Here is an 18935-nt window from a genome sequence, read left to right as displayed (position 1 = left end):
CTTAATTTATTAAAGTTTGTATTGGTTTTATAGTTTAACCCGGATTATGCATTAGAAAATCTATTACGCCTTAAAAACTACTTCAAAATATACCGTTGAACTACATTTTTCAGTTTAACCGTAGCGATGCTATGCTAAAACAAAGAAAATGTCATATTTTATAGTATTTTCAAGTCTCATAACGAAGTTCTAATGCATAGCCCAAGTTTAAGCAATTCCTTTTAAAATTGTCTTTATATGATTTGTATCTTCCATTTCTCTATATACTGCTAAAAAATCATCGTTTTCAATCAACTCCTTAAATTGAGTAAGATTAGCAATATATTCTTCTAGTGTTTCTATTATATTTTCTTTATTATGCTTAAAAATCGGCGCCCACATAGCGGGTGAACTCTTTGCCAATCGAACAGTAGATGCAAAACCACTACCAGCCATATCAAAAATATCTCTTTCATTTTTCTCTTTTTCGATCACAGTTTTACCTAACATAAAAGAACTAATGTGCGATAAGTGTGAAACGTAGGCAATATGCTTATCATGTGATGAAGGGTCCATATAACGAATTCGCATACCTAATCTTGAAAAAATCTCCATTCCTTTTTCTTGTAATTTAAATGCCGTTTTTTCTACCTCACAGATAATATTCGTTTTTCCTCTATATAAGTTTGCAATTGCTGCTTGTGGTCCAGAAAATTCTGTACCAGCAATTGGATGTATTGCCAGGTAATTCCTTCTTTTGTTATGGTTTTCAACCGCATTACATAACTTCTTCTTGGTCGAACCAGCATCAAAAACTAAACAATTATCATCTATTTTATCCAAAATAGAAGGTAATATCTCAACGGTCGCATCTACAGGTATAGCAACTATAACCACATCTGCTTTATCCAACGTATCCAAACTAGATTTATGATCAATAAGGCCTAATGATAGTGCTTCGTTTAGATTATCATCACTTCTATCAATCCCATAAATCTTAGCTTCATTAAAAGCTGCTTTAATATCTATGGCAAAAGAACCTCCGATTAGCCCTATCCCTACTACAAATACATTCATCTAGTTACAGTTTTGATTTACGGCATCTTTCATCAATGGTAATTCTGTTTTATTAAATCTTCCTATAGCCTCTTTGATATTCTCTTTGGTTACACAAAGTGAAAAACGTATATATCCTTTTCCATTACTTCCGAAAATATCACCAGGAGCGATGAAGATATCATTCTCATATAAGATAGTGTCTATGAATTCTACAGCATCCACTCCTTTTGGTAACTTAGCCCAAACAAACATCCCTTTTGCAGTTTTATCATAACTACAACCCAAAAGATCTACTAATTCCCATATCAAGGTTCTTCTTTCTTTATAGATTGCATTCATTTTATCATACCAACCATTAGAAATGCGTAATGCTGCGATAGCTCCTCTTTGAATTCCCTGAAACATACCGCTATCCATATTGCTTTTTACTTTTAAGATTGCTTCAATTTTATCAGAGCTACCACTAACCATCCCTACACGCCATCCAGCCATATTAAAAGTTTTGCTTAAAGAGTTTAACTCCAGTGTGACTTCTTTTGCTCCTTCTATTGATAAAATACTTGTTGGACTATCGTTTAAGATAAAACTGTATGGATTATCTTTTACCAATAGAATGCTATGTTTTTTAGCAAAATCAATCATTTTTTTAAATAGCTCCACATCCCCTGAAGCTCCTGTTGGCATATTTGGATAGTTTATCCACATAATTTTCACCTTACTTAAATCTTTTTTTGAAAGGCTATGAAAATCTGGCTCCCATCCATTATCTTCAATTAAATCATAAAAAATTGGTTTTGCACCTACCAAATTAGTTACCGCACTATAAGTTGGATACCCAGGATTAGGAACCAACACTTCATCTCCTTCATTAAGATACGCCAGAGAAATATGCATGATTCCTTCTTTGGATCCCATTAAGGGTAAAATTTCGTTTTTAGGGTTTAGGGAAACTTGATATTTTGCACTATAAAAATCTGCAATAGCTTCTCGTAACTCTGGCAACCCTTGATAGCTTTGATATTTATGAGCCCCATCTACAAGTACTGCTTCTTGGATAGCTTGTACTACTTCTTTTGGCGGATCCAGGTCGGGACTCCCAATAGCCATATTTAAAACTGGTTTTCCTGAAGCAACAAGCTCTCTAACCTCTCTCAATTTTTTAGAGAAATAATACTCCTCTACCGTTTCTAATCTTTTTGCTGTTTGAATGCTCATCCATTTTGGTTTTTATATTCACCCAATACTTTTAGTTCTAATGCCATAATTTTTAAGATAGACATTGCTTTAGCATAATCATCATAATCTGTAAAAGTTACATCTACAAAAAAGGAATATTTCCAAGGCATACTAATAATAGGTAATGATTGGATTTTAGTTAAATTCAATCCACAATCACTCATTACATTAAGCACTGTTGCTAAACTTCCTTTTTTATGATCTGTTAGAAATTTTAAAGATGCTTTATTGATATCTTTCTTTTCTGAGTTAGATTCTTCTTCTGTATTTAAAATAAAAAACCGGGTACTATTTGATTTTATAGTTTGAATCTCTTTAGCTAAAATATTTAGTTGATAAATATTTGCAGCAGTTTCTCCTGCTACAGCAGCAACTCCTTCTAATTGTTGTTTATGAATTCTTCTTGCAACATCAGCTGTATCTGCATCCTCAATCAATTTTATATGTGGTTGTCCTCTAAAAAACTCTTTACATTGTAGTAAAGCCATTGGATGAGAATATACCTCTTTGACATCTGAAATTTCTTGCCCATCTAAAGCCATTAAACAGTGATGAATTGGTAAAAAATATTCTCCCCTAATCGTAAGGTCATGCTCGTCTATATAAGCATAGTTAGGAATAATAGAGCCTGCTATAGAGTTTTCGATCGCCATTACGGCATCTGTACTCTTATTATGTTCTAAACTATGGACCAATTCCTGAAAAGACATACATTCATTTACGTCTATATCTTCTCCGAAATATGCCTGAGCAACGCCGTGATGATATGAACCTTTTATTCCTTGTATTGCAACCTTTTGTTTCATATGTTAATTTTATTGCAAAAAAAAATCCCGATTTTTCATCGGGATTCTAGTTTTATAAATTTTGCTGATTTATTTACATAGCGATCCCGATCTTGCTTTTAAAATAAAAGAAGAAAAAATAGAATCCGTTCCAAGTAAATAAATTGCTCATTATTGTATCATTATTACGTTGCTAAATTAGCTAAAACTATTACGATTCAAAATAATTTTTGATTTTTTTCATAATCACCAGAGTATTATCATCAAATCCTGATGTTTTAATGGATATTACTGAAATATTTTAAATAAAACCCTAAGTATTCTATGAATCCTCTACTTTTTAAAACACTAACAAACGTTTGTATTTATATCACATTCAGTTCTTTACCCACTTTAGCGAAAGCTTTTACTGCTTTTTCTAAGTGATTACGATCATGAGCAGCTGATAATTGCACTCTAATTCTTGCTTTCCCTTTAGGTACAACCGGATAGAAAAATCCTATAACATAAATTCCTTCTTCAAGTAATTTAGCTGCAAATTCTTGTGCAAGTTTTGCTTCATACAACATTACCGGGACTATAGGGTGATCTCCTGGAATAATATCAAATCCTGCTGCAGTCATTTCTGATCTGAAATATTTCGTATTTTCTTCTAGTTTATCTCGTAGTACTGTAGAAGAACTTAACAGATCTAATACTTTAATCGACGCCCCTACAATTGATGGTGCTACTGTATTAGAGAACAAATAAGGTCTGGATCGTTGTCTTAACATTTCTACAATTTCTTTTCTGGCAGCAGTAAATCCACCTGAAGCACCACCCAAAGCTTTACCGTAGGTTCCCGTAATAATATCTATACGTCCCATTACATCACGATACTCATGTGTCCCACGACCTGTTTTTCCTAAAAAACCTGTAGAATGACATTCATCTATCATAACCATAGCTTCATATTGATCAGCCAGATCACAGATTTTATCTAATTGGGCAATTGTGCCATCCATAGAAAAGGAACCATCTGTCACAATAAGTACACGTCTGCATCCTTCTGCCGATTTTAATTGCTTTTCTAGATCTACCATATTATTATGTTCGTACCTAAAACGTTTTGCTTTACATAGCCTAACTCCATCAATAATTGAAGCATGGTTTAACGCATCAGAGATGATAGCATCTTCTGGCCCAAGAATAGGCTCAAACACTCCTCCATTAGCATCAAAAGCAGCTGCATATAAAATACAGTCTTCCATTCCCAAAAATTCAGCAGTTTTATGCTCTAATTCTTTATGAATATCTTGAGTTCCACAAATAAATCTCACAGATGACAATCCATACCCATGAGAATCTATGGCTTTTTTACCTGCATCAATTACATCAGGATGTGATGAAAGGCCTAAATAATTATTTGCACAAAAATTTAGCACATTTTTAGTATTTGTCGTATCAATACTGGCTCCTTGTGGGGTGGTAATTATTCTTTCGGATTTATATAATCCTGCTGATATAATCTCATCCAGCTCTTTTTGTAAGTCGTCTTTTATATTTGAAAACATGTTACTTGGTATTTATTCTTTATTGTTATATTTCATTTCATGAAAAGATACATCGCATCAAAGCACTATCGTTTTCTGATTTTTTGATCCTGTTTTATATTTTTCTTTTAGCTTTTGAATCATTGTACTTGTGATTGATTTAAGGTCAAATTCTGGTTTCCATCCCCAATCTTTAATCGCAGCAGAATCGTTTATAGATTTAGGCCAACGTGCAGCAATTTCCTGTCTAAAATCAGGATCATATTTGATTTTAAAATCAGGATATAATTTACGAATTTCTGCCACTACTTCTGCAGGAGAAAAGCTAATTCCTGCAATATTATACGAAGTCCTCATATTGATATCTTCTTTAGGCGCATCCATTAATTCTAAAGTTGCCCGTATGGCATCTTCCATAAAGATCATGGGCAAGGTAGCATCTTCTTTCAAAAAACAACTAAATTCTTCTCCTAGAACTGCTTTGTGATAGATATCTACTGCATAATCTGTAGTACCTCCTCCTGGTAATGATTGGTATCCAATTACACCAGGGTAACGAATTGATCTAACATCAAGCCCATATCTTAAAAAGTAATATTGGGCCCAATTTTCTCCTGCTGCTTTACTGATCCCATATACAGTAGCGGGATCCAAATAAGCATCGTTTGGTGTATTCTCTATAGGTGCTCCTTCACCAAAAACAGCTATAGAGCTCGGAAAAAACACTCTATCAATATTGTGTTGTCTAGAAACTTCGAGTACATTAAATAAAGTTTTCATGTTAATATCCCAAGTTCTTAAGGGTGTTTCTTCTCCTTTGGCAGAAAGAATTGCCGCAAGATGGTATATCTGAGTAACTTTATATTGAACAACTACCTCTTCTATTCTATTTATATCTGTTGCATCGATTATTTCAAAAGAGCCTTCATACCCTTCTCTAGATCTTAAATCAGAAGCAATTACATTAGAGCTTCCAAATTTTTGTTTAAGAGATTCTGTTAATACAGATCCTAATTGACCATTCGCTCCTATTACCAAAATAATCGTTTCCATATGTTCTATTTTCACTTTAAAATTCAAGTACTTAACAGTGTTATTTACTTCGCAAAGTACAAAATGTAACTTTTCCTGCCATGATTACTAAATAATTAAGCAATAATTACTAATTATTATAATAATTTCAGCTATATTTACTTCAACATAAGCTTAAATTCTACTTTTGAAGTAATTTTTTTTTGAATTAAAATGGAACAATTAGATCATACAGACATTACTATACTTAGAATCTTACAGGAAGACTCTAAAAAAACAGCGAAAGAAATTGCCAAAATCCTTAACATTACTGCTTCTCCTGTATATGAGCGAATACGGCGACTAGAAAAACAAGGATTCATCAAAAAATATGTTGCCATTTTAGATAAGAAATTAATTGATCGTGCTATTACCACAATTTGTCAGGTTTCTATGCGCTATCACAATGAAGCTTTTATAGAAAAATTCGAAAAGCAAATTCAAAATCTACAAGAAGTACAAGAATGTTACCATATGGCAGGGCAGGTAGATTTTGTTTTAAAAATTCACACCAAAAGTTTGGAAGAATATCATGATTTTGTAAAAACAAAGCTTTCAAAAATCGAAAATATTGGTGTCCTAAATAGCACTTTTGTTCTTAAGGAAATTAAGCACACATCAGAGTTTTATATTTGATAAATATTTTTTTAGCCAGAGTGCAGATTTTTTCATTCGGCGTTGCATAGTTTTTCTATCTAAACTTATTATCCCAAACTTAGGAATATATCCTTCTGCCCATTCAAAATTATCCACCAATGTCCAAAGTAAAATTCCTTTGAGATTTATGTTTTTATCCAACATAGTTTCCATCCCTTTAATCACTCTTTGGTAATACTCGATTCTTATCTGGTCATCTTCATTTTCAGATAGTGCCATTCCACATTCAGAAAGCCAAAGTGTTTTTTTAGGATTATATTGAGCAAACCTTTCTAAAAAATACTGCACTCCTTCTGGATATGTTTCCCATCCCATCACCGAAGTTTTTACATTTCTTTTTTCAGGTTTTACCTGGATTGCTCCAAGATATGGAACATACCAAGCTGCTTTTACCACTTCTCTTGCATAGGTTTGAATTCCCCAAAAATCAAAATCCGTTTTTAATGCTTCCATATCTCCTTTTTTATAATATTTGGACATACGTTTTAGAACCGGAAAATCATCATCGGGATATCCTAATCCTAAATGAGGCTCTATAAACAGGCGGTTCATCAATGTATCAATCCTAATAGCTGCATTATGATCAGCAATCTTATTTCTATAGGGTTCTATTTTAGTACAACTTATTGCAGTACCCACCTGAAGTTCTTTTTTTTCCTTCAAAATTTTAAATCCTTCGGCTTGCGCCAATAAAAGATGATGTGTACTCGAAATAAAATTGCGAATTCCTTTCTTACCAGGAGCATGTACACCAAGAAAATAACCTCCTCCTATACATACTATCCCCTCGTTAATCAACACCCAATGCTTTACCCGGTCTGCAAAGTGATCTCTTAGTACAGTTATATATGCTGCATACCAACTAATAATATTCCGATTTGTCCAACCGCCTTTATCTTGTAATTTTTGTGGCAAATCCCAATGATATGTTGTAATCCAAGGTTCTATACCTACTTTTAAACAGTAGTTAACTACCTTATCATAATATTCGATTCCTTTTGGATTTACTACTCCTGTACCTTCTGGAAATATTCTTGACCAGGAAATAGAAAAACGAAATATCTGTAGCCCAATATCAACTGCAAGATCAATATCTTCTTCGAATTTATGATAAAAATCTGTTGCTATTCTGGCATTAGAACGATCTTTGACCCTATACGGTTTTTGAGTAAATGTATCCCAAATAGAAAGACCTTTTCCATCTTTATTATAAGCTCCTTCGGTTTGATGAGCGGCAATTGCAACTCCCCATTTAAGGCTCTTAATTTTGTTCATTACGCCTTAAAATTCTAAAAAATAAAAACATAACATGTCAATGCTTAAACAATCCTTTTTTAAGAAAAAGGGAGACTATAAAAAAAATAATTTGCTGACTTAGACAAACCAGTTTATGAAGAAAATTATGGGCTATTTGTTTTAAATTGATTAGTGACATATTAAAAATCTTATCCTATATAAAGATAACACATCCTTTATCTTCTCATTTTACCCCAACATTATCTTAATGTTAATATCATTTTTTTAAGTTTCTCATACAATAGATATTGAATTATGTACTTTTGAACATTAACTTTTAATGATGAGAAAGCACTTGAAACTATATTTCTATTAAACAAATCGTAGAAGAATTATAGAAATAAAGGCTATCTATACTATAATCTAACCAAAAAACGAATGGAGCAGAAGATAATTCTGCCAAGTATTAAAGTATTAGGCAAGGACTTATTATATTTAACCAAGACGCAAAAGGTCTGGACTATTACCAAGCCATTTCTGTGTTGTTTTGGATATTTTTATTTTGCAGTTAATGAATTATGGATCTTGGCAATCCTATCTGTTATTATATTGATGTTTGTTACTTATGTTTCGACTTCTCACGATCTTGTACATGGGACTTTAAAATTACCTCCTGGTATGAATAGATTTTTCTTATCAATTATTGAAATGCTAACATTAAGAAGCGGTCATGCTTTTAAAGTATCTCATATCAACCACCATCGCAATTTTCCTAAAGAAAACGACATAGAAGGTGCGTCTATACATATGAAACCATACGAATTAGTTCTAGAAAGTGCTATTTATGTATTCAAACTATTTTTCTGGGCACGTAAACACTCAAAGACTAAGGATAAAATTTGGATCAATGTTGAAGGATCTATATTCCTGATATATATAATAATAGCAATACTACTATATCAACACTACCCATTTTTATTATACTATTTTTTATTAGTTCAAATGGGAAGTTGGTTTTACCCATTGTTTACAGTATATATTCCCCATAAAGTAAATTATACGCATCCAATATTTCAAACAAAACTATTTAGAGGTCCAATCATAAGCTTCTTCTTTGCCCATCATAATTATCATTTAGAACACCACTTATATCCCATGGTTCCTCATCAAAACTGGAGAAAACTTGGAAAAAGATTACTACCACATCTTAAAAATTACGATCTCGAAACTATCAAATTATAAAATAAAAATTAATGAAATTATATCGCCTATTTATTAAAAATGGAATTCTTCCTTTTGTTGTTTTGGGCATTATATTATTATTTATTGGTGTGTTTTTAATAGGTCAGTCAATTTCAGGAAGCTTTTTACCACATGATATTGATATTATAGGAATGACAGCAAAACAGCTTTCTAATTATAAAAATGGGAAAATTGTGAAGTTCATGTTTCATGATCGTGTTTCCTATGGAGGTGCTTTAATTACAGTTGGCATCCTATATCTTTGGTTAGCATTAGTTCCATTACAAAAAAAAGAACCTTGGGCATGGTGGGTTCTTTTTATTTCGGGCATCTATGGTTTTGCAAGTTTTTTCTCTTATTTGGGATATAATTATTTTGACTCATGGCATGCACTAGGAACAATAGCAATAACCCCATTATTTATATTAGGATTATATCATTCTTATCAGAAAGAACGAAAATATCAATTTAATTCTCTTTTAAAAAAACAGAAAAGATTTCATCTAAATTCAAAACTAGGTAGAGGAAACTGTTTAATGTTACTTAGTGCTTTATCGCTTTTTCTGGGAGGTGTAATTATAATGACAGTAGGCATGACTTCTGTTTTTGTTCCTCAAGATCTTGCCTTTATGGATATCAAGGTATGTGGGCTTCAGGATATAAACCCTAACCTTATTCCTGTAATAGCACATGACAGAGCTTCATTTGGCGGTAGTTTGGCTACTATAGGTATTATGTTATATTTTATAATTTGGTATGCTAACCCTTCGAAAATCTTATGGGAAACATTGGCAATTGCAATAACAATAGGATATTCTTCTGCTATTTTAGTTCATTTTGCTATCGGGTATTTAAATTTCTCACATCTATTTCCTGCTTTTTTAGGAGTATTCATTTTTATTACCGGGCTCTTCTGGATAGAAAATGATTGGTCAAAAAAATAATAAATAATCTTTTTACTCACATTAATTAATTTAATGTGAATACTGAATAAAGAAAATTTACGTTAAATTATTTTTTCTAAGTTTCTCATACAATACATATATGAATTATGTATTTTTGGGTATAAACAGATTTCATACTTGCTCTATATGTCAATTTCGGTATCTAATATTTCTAAACTTTATAATGATCAAAAAGCACTTAATGCTATTTCTTTTGCAATAAAACAAGGTGAGATTGTTGGTTTTCTTGGTCCTAACGGGGCGGGTAAATCGACTATGATGAAAATTCTAACGACCTATCTTGATCCCTCTGAGGGCTCTGCCGCTGTTAATAATTTTGATATATACTCTCAAGCTATTGATGTACAAAAAAGTATAGGGTACCTTCCTGAACACAATCCTTTGTATCTGGAAATGTATGTACGAGAGTATTTAGCATTTAATGCTCGAGTATATAAGATTTCAAAATCCAGAATTGAAGAAGTAATCAAACTAACAGGATTAACTCCAGAGGCCAATAAAAAAATCAGTCAACTTTCTAAAGGATATCGCCAGCGAGTTGGTTTGGCATGTGCATTACTTCATGATCCTCAAGTTTTAATACTGGATGAACCTACAACAGGTTTAGACCCCAATCAACTAGTAGAGATTAGAGAATTAATAAAAACAATTGGTAAAGAAAAAACAGTTTTTTTATCTACCCACATAATGCAAGAGGTTGAAGCAATGTGTGATCGGGTCATTATTATTAATAAAGGAGAAATTGTTGCAGACAAATATTTACATGAAATAGCAGACGAGACTGAGCAGATTATCGAAGTCGAGTTTGATTATCGTATAGAAGAAGCCTTTTTACAAAAATTGTCTAATGTAAGTGATGTAAAAAACATTCATGGGTTTGTTTATCAAATTACTTTTGATACTAAAACAGATATGCGTCCAGTAGTTTTTGACTTTGCTCATGACAATAAACTAAAGATACTACAACTATCTCGAAAAAATAAAAACCTGGAAGGTTTGTTTAGAGAACTCACTAATCCTTCTTAAATATAATTCTTACACCTATATTTTAATCCTTTTATTGACAATGGCTTGTCTTTTCTATATCATTTAAAATATCTTTGAGTTTTTCTACAGAAATAGGCTTAACGATGTAATCGCTTACATACTCAAAAGATTTAGCTCTTAGGATATCTTCTGGATCAACAGATGAAGAAACTACATAAATAATTATTTTCTTTGTGCATGGCACTTTTATGAATTCTTCCAAAAACTGTATCCCATCAAGCACTGGCATATTTAAATCCAACAAAATAACGTCTGGTAATTTTTCATTTGCCGAAATAATTGCTTTTAGATTATTTAATGCTTCTTCTCCATTTCGGAAAACCATAAAACCATTGCAAAAATCAACAAGTTCCATTATTTTTTTAATACCAAATACAAAAATTGGGTCATCATCAATAATACAAGCTATATCAATTTTTTTCATGTTTCATATAAATTTTAAAAGTTGTTCCTTTATTTACTGTGCTTTCTACTTCTATTTTACCGCCCATGGCTTCTACCTGGTTCTTGGTAATAAATAGCCCTATACCTCTGGCTTCTTTATTATTATGAAAAGTCTTATACATCCCAAATAGTTTGGCCTGATGTTTTTTCAAATCAATCCCTAATCCATTATCTTTGATATCCAAGATCGCAAATTCACCTTCTATTCTAGTACTTAAATCAATATAACTTTCTCTTTCTTCAGAACTATATTTTATCCCATTAGTTATAAAATTCAATAAAATACTATCCAAGTATGCCGGGATTCCTAAAATATTTATATCTGGTTGTGTATTATTATTTATAGTCACTATAGTCTCTTTTGCAATAGCAGAAACACTTTCTGTCACTTTATTAATTGCCTCATATAAATTCAATCCGACTAAATTCTCATCAACAGAAGAATTCATTAAGACTACTTCATTTAAATGCACTATGGTTTCGGTAAGGTTCTCGGATGCTGTTTTAAAAAGTTGAATAATTTCATTATCCTCAATCTCTGGATTTTCCTGAATAAACAAATCCAGTAACATTTGAAAATTTCCAGAATGTGATTTTAGATTATGTGAAACTATATGTGCAAAATTACGTAGCCTTTTATTTTGATCTTCTGCAACAGTTAACCATAATTTTAAATCTTTTTCTGCTTTTTTGATTTCGCTAATATCTACCGCAACCCCCAAGTATCCAGTAATTTCATTATTCTCTTTTATTGGCGACACTGTTATCTGAACAGGAAAACAAGTCCCGTCTTTTCTTACATGTGTCCATTCTCTGGCATCATATTCTTCTTTCTCCAACAATGCTATAAAATACTCAAAACCTGTTATTTCTCTACCAAGCAACAATGATAGTTCTTTTCCTCTTTTTTCCAATTCTTCCTTTTGAAGAAACCGTGAAGGGAATTCTTTTAATAGTACTTCATCTTTAGTATACCCTAATAAATTTTCTGCTCCTTTATTAAATGTAGTGATCAAACCATTCTTATCTGTACCTATTATAATTACTTGACTTATATCGTCTATTATACTTTTTAGTTCACCAACTGTATTTTGCAGCTTTTGCCTAGCAAGGATTTCATGGCTTATATCTGCGATTTGCGCAATAAAATACGTTGGCTTATCACTTTCTCCTTTAATAACCGAAACCGAAAGATTGATATATACAATATGGCCATCCTTATGAAAGCATCTTTCTTCCATATTGCTATATAATGTTTCTCCTCTAAAAAGTCTTTGAAACAATTTATCACTGATTGCCAAATCATCTGGATGAAGAATATCTTTAAAAGCCAGTTTTGTCAATTCTTTATTAGAATACCCAAGAATCTCACACAATTTATAATTTACTTTTGTAAAATGACCTTTTTGATCCAACATGACCATTCCTATTGCGGCATTTTCAAAATTTCTTCTGAACATTTCTTCGCTAATACGTAAACCAATTTCTGCTTTTTTGGTCCTAGTGATATCTGCAGTATGCATTAAGATACCTCCTATTTTATTTTCATCGGTATACCATGGTCGCAACTCCCACGTAAGCCATTGTACAGATCCATCTAATCTTTCAAAACGATCTTCTTCACTTTTTAAGACTTCTCCATTAAGACATCTTTTATGATCATCTTTCCATTTTTCTCCTATTTCTGGGAAAACCTCATAATGTGACTTACCAATAATATTATTATCACTAATACTATAATCTTCATACCATTTTTGAGAAACTGCCAAGTAGCACATATTAGTATCGAACATTGCTATTGCACTTGGAGCCTGTTCTATAAATAATTTGCTTTTTTCTAAATCTTTCTTACTCTCAGTGATTTCCTGATGTGAACCAATCATCCATTCTGGGTTTCCTTCTGAGTCCCAGCTCACCACTTTTCCCCGGTCCAGAACCCATATCCACTCTCCATTTTTATGCTTCATTCGGGCTTCACATTCATAAAAAGGTGTTTTTCCTGCAAAATGATCTTGTAACAATTTATTAGATTTTTTTAAATCATCTGGATGTGAGGCTTCTGCCCATGTATTGATAGAAACTGGCTCTAATTCTAGAAGTGTATAGCCCGCTATATTAGCCCACCTCTCATTAAATATGGTTTCTCCTGTTTTTACATTCCACTCCCAAGTCCCTAGGTGCGTACCTTCAATAATATGTTGATAGCGATCTACCTGTCTTTGCAGCTGTACTTCTACTTCTTTTAATTTAGTAATATCGGTATGAGCACCCAGCATTCGTACTGGTTTCCCTTTACTATCACGTATCGCTAATCCTCTACAGTGAATCCATACAGTATGCCCAAATTTATGTTTATATCTTACGATCTGATCATATGGATGTGATGGATCTTTGCAATGTTTTGTAAAATTAAGAAACACCACTTCTAAGTCTTCCTTATTTATAATATCCTGCCATGCAGAAGCATTATGTGGCATCTTTTCTGGATCATACCCCAAAGTCGTCCAAAACTTAGAATTCATCCACTCATTTTCGGGATTATCTAAATCCCAAAACCAAAGCCCATCAAGGCTCGATTTTTGTATAAAATCAAAAATATAATCGTCTTTCTTAATAAGAGCATACAGTTCTTCTTTAAGATAATTTTCTTCTACATTCTCAACATCTTGAGCCTTATCAAACTGATTTTGAATCATTTTTAAATATAAAATTTGGAATAAAACCTTGGTGTCTTATAAAGTTAGACATTAATTTCAATTAAAAAGATTTAAATTCCGCAAACTTTTTATGGTGTTACCTCACATCTCTTTTCGTTAAGTTTTTCCTGAAATCAACTAGGAATTGAAGTGATACTTTGAATCAAAATGAAATACCAAAACAGGTATAAAAAGAGATAAGTACTCTATTCATCAATACTAAGGAAGGGTATTGACATCTTTATTGAAATATAAGTTTCCCTATAAAAAACGCCTCTACTTCAACAATTGAAGGTCTGTTAACCGAAATTACATCTCCCGTACTTCGTATCTCTCCTGTAATTGATTGTTGAGGGTTTACTATGATTTTATTGGTTCCTCTATGAAAAACCTGAACATTCTCTGCCACTAAATTAGCTCCTTCAAATCTTCCGGTTCCTGAAGCAAAATTAACATTTAATGCCTGTACTGTTCCGTTTATAAAAAATGAAGCAATGTTATTTCCTACTACATCAATATTTTCACAATCTACGCTCAAATTAAATGTTCCCGTTGTAGTTTCGGTATTTTCACCAAAATCTTCGGAAAGTAATGTTAATGAAGTATAGGCTAATATTCCATCAGAAGAAATATCAAATTGTGTCCCACTCCTTATTTCTGTGATATTAGGGGCAGTAACAAAAACCTTAGTTTGATTAAGATCTCTAAAAAAGGCACAATCATTAGTATTGCTAAGCACTAGACGACTATCTTCGACTATTGCCGAAACTTCGTTTAGCAAGTTATCTCCTGTTTCAATAACTACTGAAGTAGTTGTTCCTTCTTTTATGATAAGTTCTACATTTGGATTCACCAAAATACGTGTAAAATCAGAAACTTCAATTTCTTTTCTAACTATTGTTCCTGTTCTTTGAAAACAATCTGAAGCATTTTCAGAATCACAACCAATTAAAAATAACACAACCCATATCCCTATACATCTTACCGCTATATATTTTAAAAAAGACTTCAATGAATTAAGTCCGGTATTTTGTTTTATTAAATTTATACTAAGATCCATAGCAGTGCTTTTATAATCTATATCCTATCGAAAACTCCATAGCCTCAGCCTTGGCAGCATGAGATCTAACAGTTAGTGAACTAAATATATTTTTAGTAAAATAATATTGAACTCCTGCTCTAAGATACGTTTGTCCTTCAAAATCATAAGGATAATACACATAATACCCTATTTGTGTGAGTACCGAAATTCTATTTACTCTTAATTCATGTCCCAGGAACATTCCTACTCGTTTAGCATCTTCATCCCCTGTAGTTCCATCATTAAACCCTCCTGCTGCTCTAAAATCTATATAACGCTCCAAGGTTTTAGAAAAAAACACTTCTGCTCCTAACTGAATGGCACTTTTTTTATTTAATCTCTTATCTACAAAACCTCCAAACGTATAAAAAGGAAATCTTCCTGATCCTACTACATCACTTTCATTAACTCCACTTCTAAAAATAAAACCATAACCTATTGGCTCTCTTCCTTTAAGAGCCCCTTCTTCCTTCTCTATGTATTCTGGAGTTTCCTGATCTAATGCGTAGGTTATTCCTGCATTTAAAAATAATGTATTAGTACTTTTATTTGGTGCCTTAGAATTTCCATTAGAATAATGAACAACCCCTAAGCCTGCTTGCAACCCAAAACCCTTAATAAGGTTCTCCTTTTTTGCTTGTAATAAAAAATAAGTTCCGCTGGATAAATGTGTACCATGGGCTACATTTCTATAATTATCATCTTCATCATATGGATTTGTGCTATATCCAATTCCTTGGCCTATCCTAAGATTTAGATACCGTTTTAAGAAATAAAAATTATAATGGACAAACAGACCTAAATGCTTTCCCAAAAACTCATTATCCATATCCTGATATAAAAAGGAAACGCCATAATCAGGATAATTATATAATCGTTGCCATTTTTCATCTCCAAATGTCTTACGCTGAAAGGAAAGAATCACACCAGATGGATGACCTGTGATTAAATGCGAGATATCAGGATTATGTTTTAGGATGGCACCATAAAAGTTATTAACATCCAACGTATAATTAACTTTAGATTCTATCTGAGCATACGTACCAAAATGAACGATAAAGATGAGTAAATAAATCCTTTTTATCATCCGGCAAAAGTATGATAGACCTTCGAGGTTTCCAAACACTGATGGATCTGGTTTTACCCTTGCATTGTTTTCATTATTTAAACCGCTGTAAATCAAATATTTCACCAATCACATAAGCTTAGTAATATTGCTTCAAAAAAGGTTATGAATTTAAGACACTCTTGTAAAGGGTCCAAAAACCTATCTTGGATCCCGACTTAAATATATATTTAAGTCTGTAACAAAAAAATCCTAGTAACAGTGAGTTTAAACTCACTGTTACTAGGATTTTTGTATTAGAGGGCAATATAATTTTAATAATTATGGTGTACAATCACTAGAATAGTTAGCCATAGCATCTTTTTTCCACTTACTTAAATATGGTGCAGTAGGGTCATCTACTTCTATACAAGTAAGAGAAGGGTTATTTTGTAACTCTGATCTTACTAGCCTTGCATTGGATCCATTTTTTACTTTCAAAGTAGTAAGTTGATTGTTATAACAAGATAGATAGCGTAAAACATTATTTTTTTGTATATCCAGTGTTATCAGTTTGTTCTTATAGCAATATAACCCGTACAAGGCTGTATTTTTACTAACATCCAGAGTAGTTAATTGATTGCCATCACAATGAAAGCTACTTAAGGCTGTATTTTCCGTTATGTCCAAAGTAGTAAGGCGATTGTTGGAACAAGATAGCACACTCAATGCTCTATTTTTACTTACATCCAACGTATTTAATGGGTTATTTGAACAAATCAGATAATTTAATCTCCTATTTTTAATTACATTTAGATTAGTGAGTTTATTTCTCCCACAATTCAAGGTTCTCATCATTACATGATTACTTACATCTAGCTTAGTTAGTTTATTCTCTTGGCAAAAAAGCGAATTCAAATCATTTTCACTTATATCCAAGACAGCAAGTTGGTTATAACCACAATCCAGATCTTTCAACATAACATTTTTACTTATGTCCAGTGCAGTAATTTGGTTATTACTACAATCTAACTTAGTTAACTTCGCGTTTTTGCTTACATCCAAGGCAGTAAGTTGGTTATTACTGCATTCCAAGGTTTTCAACACCGTGTTTTTACTTACATCCAGAGTAGCAATAAACCAATTATCACTGCAATCCAGAGTTTTCAATACTGCATTTTTGCTTACATCTAATGTAGTGAGTTGATTACTTCTACAACTCAGAGAGTTCAATTTAGTATTTTCACATACATGTAATGTAGTAAGTTGATTGTAATTACAACTCAGATTGATCAAGTTAACAAAATATTTGATCCCTGAAAGATTGGAGATGTTTTTAAAATCTAAGTAAAGTGATCTTACATTTTTCGCTTCTTCTACAGAGATTTCTTTGTCATTATCTGTGTCTACATAATCTTCTAGCAATGCCTTTTTAAAATTAGGATCAGGAAATATAATATTGCCACCAATAACTTCTGCTTTTGCTGTTTTATTTAGATTTACCGATGCCTTATCCTGCATGATATTTGTATCATCATTAGAGCATGAGATAACCATTGCGCTGATAAACAGCACAACAAAGAATTTCAGATTTTTCATGAGTTTTATTTTAAGTTTTTAGAATAATTTTATTACTGCAGTAGTTCGAATACAAAAATCCGTTTTGCATAGAATGATAACACCCCTGTAAACAGTGAATCTGATAAAAAAGTAAAAACTTTGTTTAGTTTTTACTTCACAAAAAAACCTGTTAGATTAACATCTAACAGGTTTTTGCTAAAATTATACATTTAAAACCGGCGGTTATTACCGCTCTTTTCTTTTAGGAAAGAAAGTGTCAAAACTTTGAAGTTTTTTAAAACACCCCTTCAGCAATCTTTCTAATATTATCCGACTTACCCATCGAATAATAATGCAATACAGGAACTCCATACTCCATCAGTTCTTTAGATTGTTGTATTGCGAATTCTACTCCTACCTCTCTGACTTCCTTATTGGTTTTGCATTTTTCTACTGCTCGCACCAATTCATCTGGCATATCCAGTTTAAAAACCTGAGGTAATAATTGCAAATGTCTTTTTACTGCTACGGGTTTAATCCCGGGAATTATAGGTACATTAATTCCTGCTTCTCTAGCTTTTTTGACAAAATCAAAATATCTTTTATTATCAAAAAACATTTGGGTTACTACATAATCTGCTCCTGCATCTACCTTATCTTTTAATCTTCTGATATCAGAATCTACAGAAGGGGCTTCCATATGTTTTTCTGGGTAACCAGCAACTCCTATGCAAAAATCGGATTTGTTATCCGTTTCAATCACTTCATGAAGAAATTGCCCTTTATTCATATTCAATACCTGCTCTACCAACTCACTAGCATAACTATGCCCTCCTTTGGTAGGAGTGAAATATTTTTCCTCCTTCATTGCATCACCACGCAAAGCCATTACATTTTCAATTCCCAAATAGTGACAATCTACCAATAAATATTCTGTTTCTTCTTTAGTAAACCCACCACATAGTACATGAGGGATTGTATCTACATTGTATTTATGAGTAATCGAAGCACAAATACCTACGGTACCTGGACGCATACGGGTTAGTTTCTTATCTAATAATCCTTCTCTATCAATATAAATAAATTCTTCTCGAGAAGTAGTTACATCAATAAAAGGAGGATTAAATTCCATTAATGGATCAATATTATCATATAACTCTTGTATACTTCTTCCTTTCTGTGGAGGTATTAACTCAAAAGAAAACAATGTTTTTTCTTTTGCTTTTTTTATGTGATCTGTTACTTTCATCTAATCTATAATTCCTTATTCTTCGTTTATCTTTTTCGGTGTTAGGATAAC

At 32.3% G+C, this 18935-nt stretch carries 16 protein-coding genes; 4 read left to right on the top strand and 12 right to left on the bottom strand.

Going from position 1 to position 18935, the window contains the following annotated elements:
• Window positions 1-207 precede the first annotated feature (207 nt).
• The 5 genes from AAFU52_RS13340 to AAFU52_RS13320 form a co-directional block, all read right to left on the bottom strand.
• On the bottom strand, window positions 208-1056 hold the full coding sequence (locus tag AAFU52_RS13340) for a prephenate dehydrogenase (RefSeq protein WP_438422274.1): 849 nt from the start codon (window positions 1054-1056) through the stop codon (window positions 208-210).
• On the bottom strand, window positions 1057-2253 hold the full coding sequence (locus AAFU52_RS13335; RefSeq protein ID WP_438422273.1) for a pyridoxal phosphate-dependent aminotransferase: 1197 nt from the start codon (window positions 2251-2253) through the stop codon (window positions 1057-1059). It abuts the gene before it with no gap.
• Window positions 2250-3080: a prephenate dehydratase gene (locus tag AAFU52_RS13330; RefSeq protein WP_438422272.1), complete on the bottom strand. Its 831-nt coding sequence runs from the start codon at window positions 3078-3080 to the stop codon at window positions 2250-2252. The genes AAFU52_RS13335 and AAFU52_RS13330 overlap by 4 nt, the downstream gene beginning before the upstream one ends.
• 344 nt (window positions 3081-3424) lie before the next feature.
• On the bottom strand, window positions 3425-4612 hold the full coding sequence (gene kbl, locus AAFU52_RS13325; protein WP_438422271.1) for a glycine C-acetyltransferase: 1188 nt from the start codon (window positions 4610-4612) through the stop codon (window positions 3425-3427).
• Between the two features lie 57 nt (window positions 4613-4669).
• Entirely contained in the window at window positions 4670-5644 is a 975-nt protein-coding gene (locus AAFU52_RS13320; protein ID WP_438422270.1) for an NAD-dependent epimerase/dehydratase family protein, read from the bottom strand.
• Window positions 5645-5836: 192 nt separating this feature from the next.
• On the opposite strand from AAFU52_RS13320, the gene AAFU52_RS13315 reads away from it, so the two are divergent.
• Entirely contained in the window at window positions 5837-6298 is a 462-nt protein-coding gene (locus AAFU52_RS13315; RefSeq protein ID WP_024770670.1) for an Lrp/AsnC family transcriptional regulator, read from the top strand.
• On the opposite strand, the gene AAFU52_RS13310 is transcribed toward AAFU52_RS13315, so the two are convergent.
• Window positions 6281-7594, bottom strand: coding sequence for a glycoside hydrolase family 1 protein (locus tag AAFU52_RS13310; RefSeq protein WP_438422269.1), 1314 nt, complete (start codon window positions 7592-7594; stop codon window positions 6281-6283). The genes AAFU52_RS13315 and AAFU52_RS13310 overlap by 18 nt on opposite strands.
• A gap of 399 nt (window positions 7595-7993) precedes the next feature.
• On the opposite strand from AAFU52_RS13310, the gene AAFU52_RS13305 reads away from it, so the two are divergent.
• The 3 genes from AAFU52_RS13305 to gldA all read left to right on the top strand — a co-directional run bounded on the left by AAFU52_RS13305 (window position 7994) and on the right by gldA (window position 10788).
• On the top strand, window positions 7994-8797 hold the full coding sequence (locus AAFU52_RS13305; protein ID WP_024770668.1) for a fatty acid desaturase family protein: 804 nt from the start codon (window positions 7994-7996) through the stop codon (window positions 8795-8797).
• Between the two features lie 11 nt (window positions 8798-8808).
• Entirely contained in the window at window positions 8809-9741 is a 933-nt protein-coding gene (locus tag AAFU52_RS13300) for a hypothetical protein (protein WP_024770667.1), read from the top strand.
• A gap of 147 nt (window positions 9742-9888) precedes the next feature.
• A complete protein-coding gene (gene gldA / locus AAFU52_RS13295) occupies window positions 9889-10788 on the top strand; it encodes a gliding motility-associated ABC transporter ATP-binding subunit GldA (protein ID WP_438422268.1) in 900 nt (299 codons plus the stop codon).
• Between the two features lie 31 nt (window positions 10789-10819).
• Here gldA and AAFU52_RS13290 read toward each other — a convergent pair whose 3' ends face one another.
• The 6 genes from AAFU52_RS13290 to metF all read right to left on the bottom strand — a co-directional run bounded on the left by AAFU52_RS13290 (window position 10820) and on the right by metF (window position 18884).
• A complete protein-coding gene (locus tag AAFU52_RS13290; RefSeq protein ID WP_024770665.1) occupies window positions 10820-11233 on the bottom strand; it encodes a response regulator in 414 nt (137 codons plus the stop codon).
• A complete protein-coding gene (locus AAFU52_RS13285) occupies window positions 11220-13949 on the bottom strand; it encodes a PAS domain S-box protein (RefSeq protein WP_438422267.1) in 2730 nt (909 codons plus the stop codon). The genes AAFU52_RS13290 and AAFU52_RS13285 overlap by 14 nt, the downstream gene beginning before the upstream one ends.
• A 241-nt stretch (window positions 13950-14190) precedes the next feature.
• On the bottom strand, window positions 14191-15009 hold the full coding sequence (locus tag AAFU52_RS13280; protein WP_438422266.1) for a head GIN domain-containing protein: 819 nt from the start codon (window positions 15007-15009) through the stop codon (window positions 14191-14193).
• A 10-nt stretch (window positions 15010-15019) separates the two neighbouring features.
• A complete protein-coding gene (locus AAFU52_RS13275) occupies window positions 15020-16117 on the bottom strand; it encodes an acyloxyacyl hydrolase (RefSeq protein ID WP_438422265.1) in 1098 nt (365 codons plus the stop codon).
• Window positions 16118-16417: 300 nt separating this feature from the next.
• Window positions 16418-17674, bottom strand: coding sequence for a leucine-rich repeat domain-containing protein (locus tag AAFU52_RS13270; protein WP_438422264.1), 1257 nt, complete (start codon window positions 17672-17674; stop codon window positions 16418-16420).
• A 256-nt stretch (window positions 17675-17930) separates the two neighbouring features.
• Window positions 17931-18884, bottom strand: a complete 954-nt coding sequence (gene metF / locus AAFU52_RS13265) for a methylenetetrahydrofolate reductase [NAD(P)H] (protein WP_024770660.1) — start codon at window positions 18882-18884, stop codon at window positions 17931-17933.
• Between the last annotated feature and the right edge of the window lie 51 nt (window positions 18885-18935).

Origin of the sequence: Aquimarina macrocephali (assembly GCF_051627225.1) — a bacterium.
Classification (GTDB): Bacteria; Bacteroidota; Bacteroidia; order Flavobacteriales; family Flavobacteriaceae; genus Aquimarina; species Aquimarina macrocephali.
This window is presented reverse-complemented; position numbering and strand designations above follow the sequence as displayed.

Excerpts from the sequence above, each read along its gene's own strand:
- AAFU52_RS13340 (WP_438422274.1), bottom strand. The coding sequence starts at position 1,056 with ATGAATGTATTTGTAGTAGGGATAGGGCTAATCGGAGGTTCTTTTGCC.
- AAFU52_RS13335 (WP_438422273.1), bottom strand. The coding sequence starts at position 2,253 with ATGAGCATTCAAACAGCAAAAAGATTAGAAACGGTAGAGGAGTATTAT.
- AAFU52_RS13330 (WP_438422272.1), bottom strand. The coding sequence starts at position 3,080 with ATGAAACAAAAGGTTGCAATACAAGGAATAAAAGGTTCATATCATCAC.
- kbl (WP_438422271.1), bottom strand. The coding sequence starts at position 4,612 with ATGTTTTCAAATATAAAAGACGACTTACAAAAAGAGCTGGATGAGATT.
- AAFU52_RS13320 (WP_438422270.1), bottom strand. The coding sequence starts at position 5,644 with ATGGAAACGATTATTTTGGTAATAGGAGCGAATGGTCAATTAGGATCT.
- AAFU52_RS13315 (WP_024770670.1), top strand. The coding sequence starts at position 5,837 with ATGGAACAATTAGATCATACAGACATTACTATACTTAGAATCTTACAG.
- AAFU52_RS13310 (WP_438422269.1), bottom strand. The coding sequence starts at position 7,594 with ATGAACAAAATTAAGAGCCTTAAATGGGGAGTTGCAATTGCCGCTCAT.
- AAFU52_RS13305 (WP_024770668.1), top strand. The coding sequence starts at position 7,994 with ATGGAGCAGAAGATAATTCTGCCAAGTATTAAAGTATTAGGCAAGGAC.
- AAFU52_RS13300 (WP_024770667.1), top strand. The coding sequence starts at position 8,809 with ATGAAATTATATCGCCTATTTATTAAAAATGGAATTCTTCCTTTTGTT.
- gldA (WP_438422268.1), top strand. The coding sequence starts at position 9,889 with ATGTCAATTTCGGTATCTAATATTTCTAAACTTTATAATGATCAAAAA.
- AAFU52_RS13290 (WP_024770665.1), bottom strand. The coding sequence starts at position 11,233 with ATGAAAAAAATTGATATAGCTTGTATTATTGATGATGACCCAATTTTT.
- AAFU52_RS13285 (WP_438422267.1), bottom strand. The coding sequence starts at position 13,949 with ATGATTCAAAATCAGTTTGATAAGGCTCAAGATGTTGAGAATGTAGAA.
- AAFU52_RS13280 (WP_438422266.1), bottom strand. The coding sequence starts at position 15,009 with ATGGATCTTAGTATAAATTTAATAAAACAAAATACCGGACTTAATTCA.
- AAFU52_RS13275 (WP_438422265.1), bottom strand. The coding sequence starts at position 16,117 with ATGATAAAAAGGATTTATTTACTCATCTTTATCGTTCATTTTGGTACG.
- AAFU52_RS13270 (WP_438422264.1), bottom strand. The coding sequence starts at position 17,674 with ATGAAAAATCTGAAATTCTTTGTTGTGCTGTTTATCAGCGCAATGGTT.
- metF (WP_024770660.1), bottom strand. The coding sequence starts at position 18,884 with ATGAAAGTAACAGATCACATAAAAAAAGCAAAAGAAAAAACATTGTTT.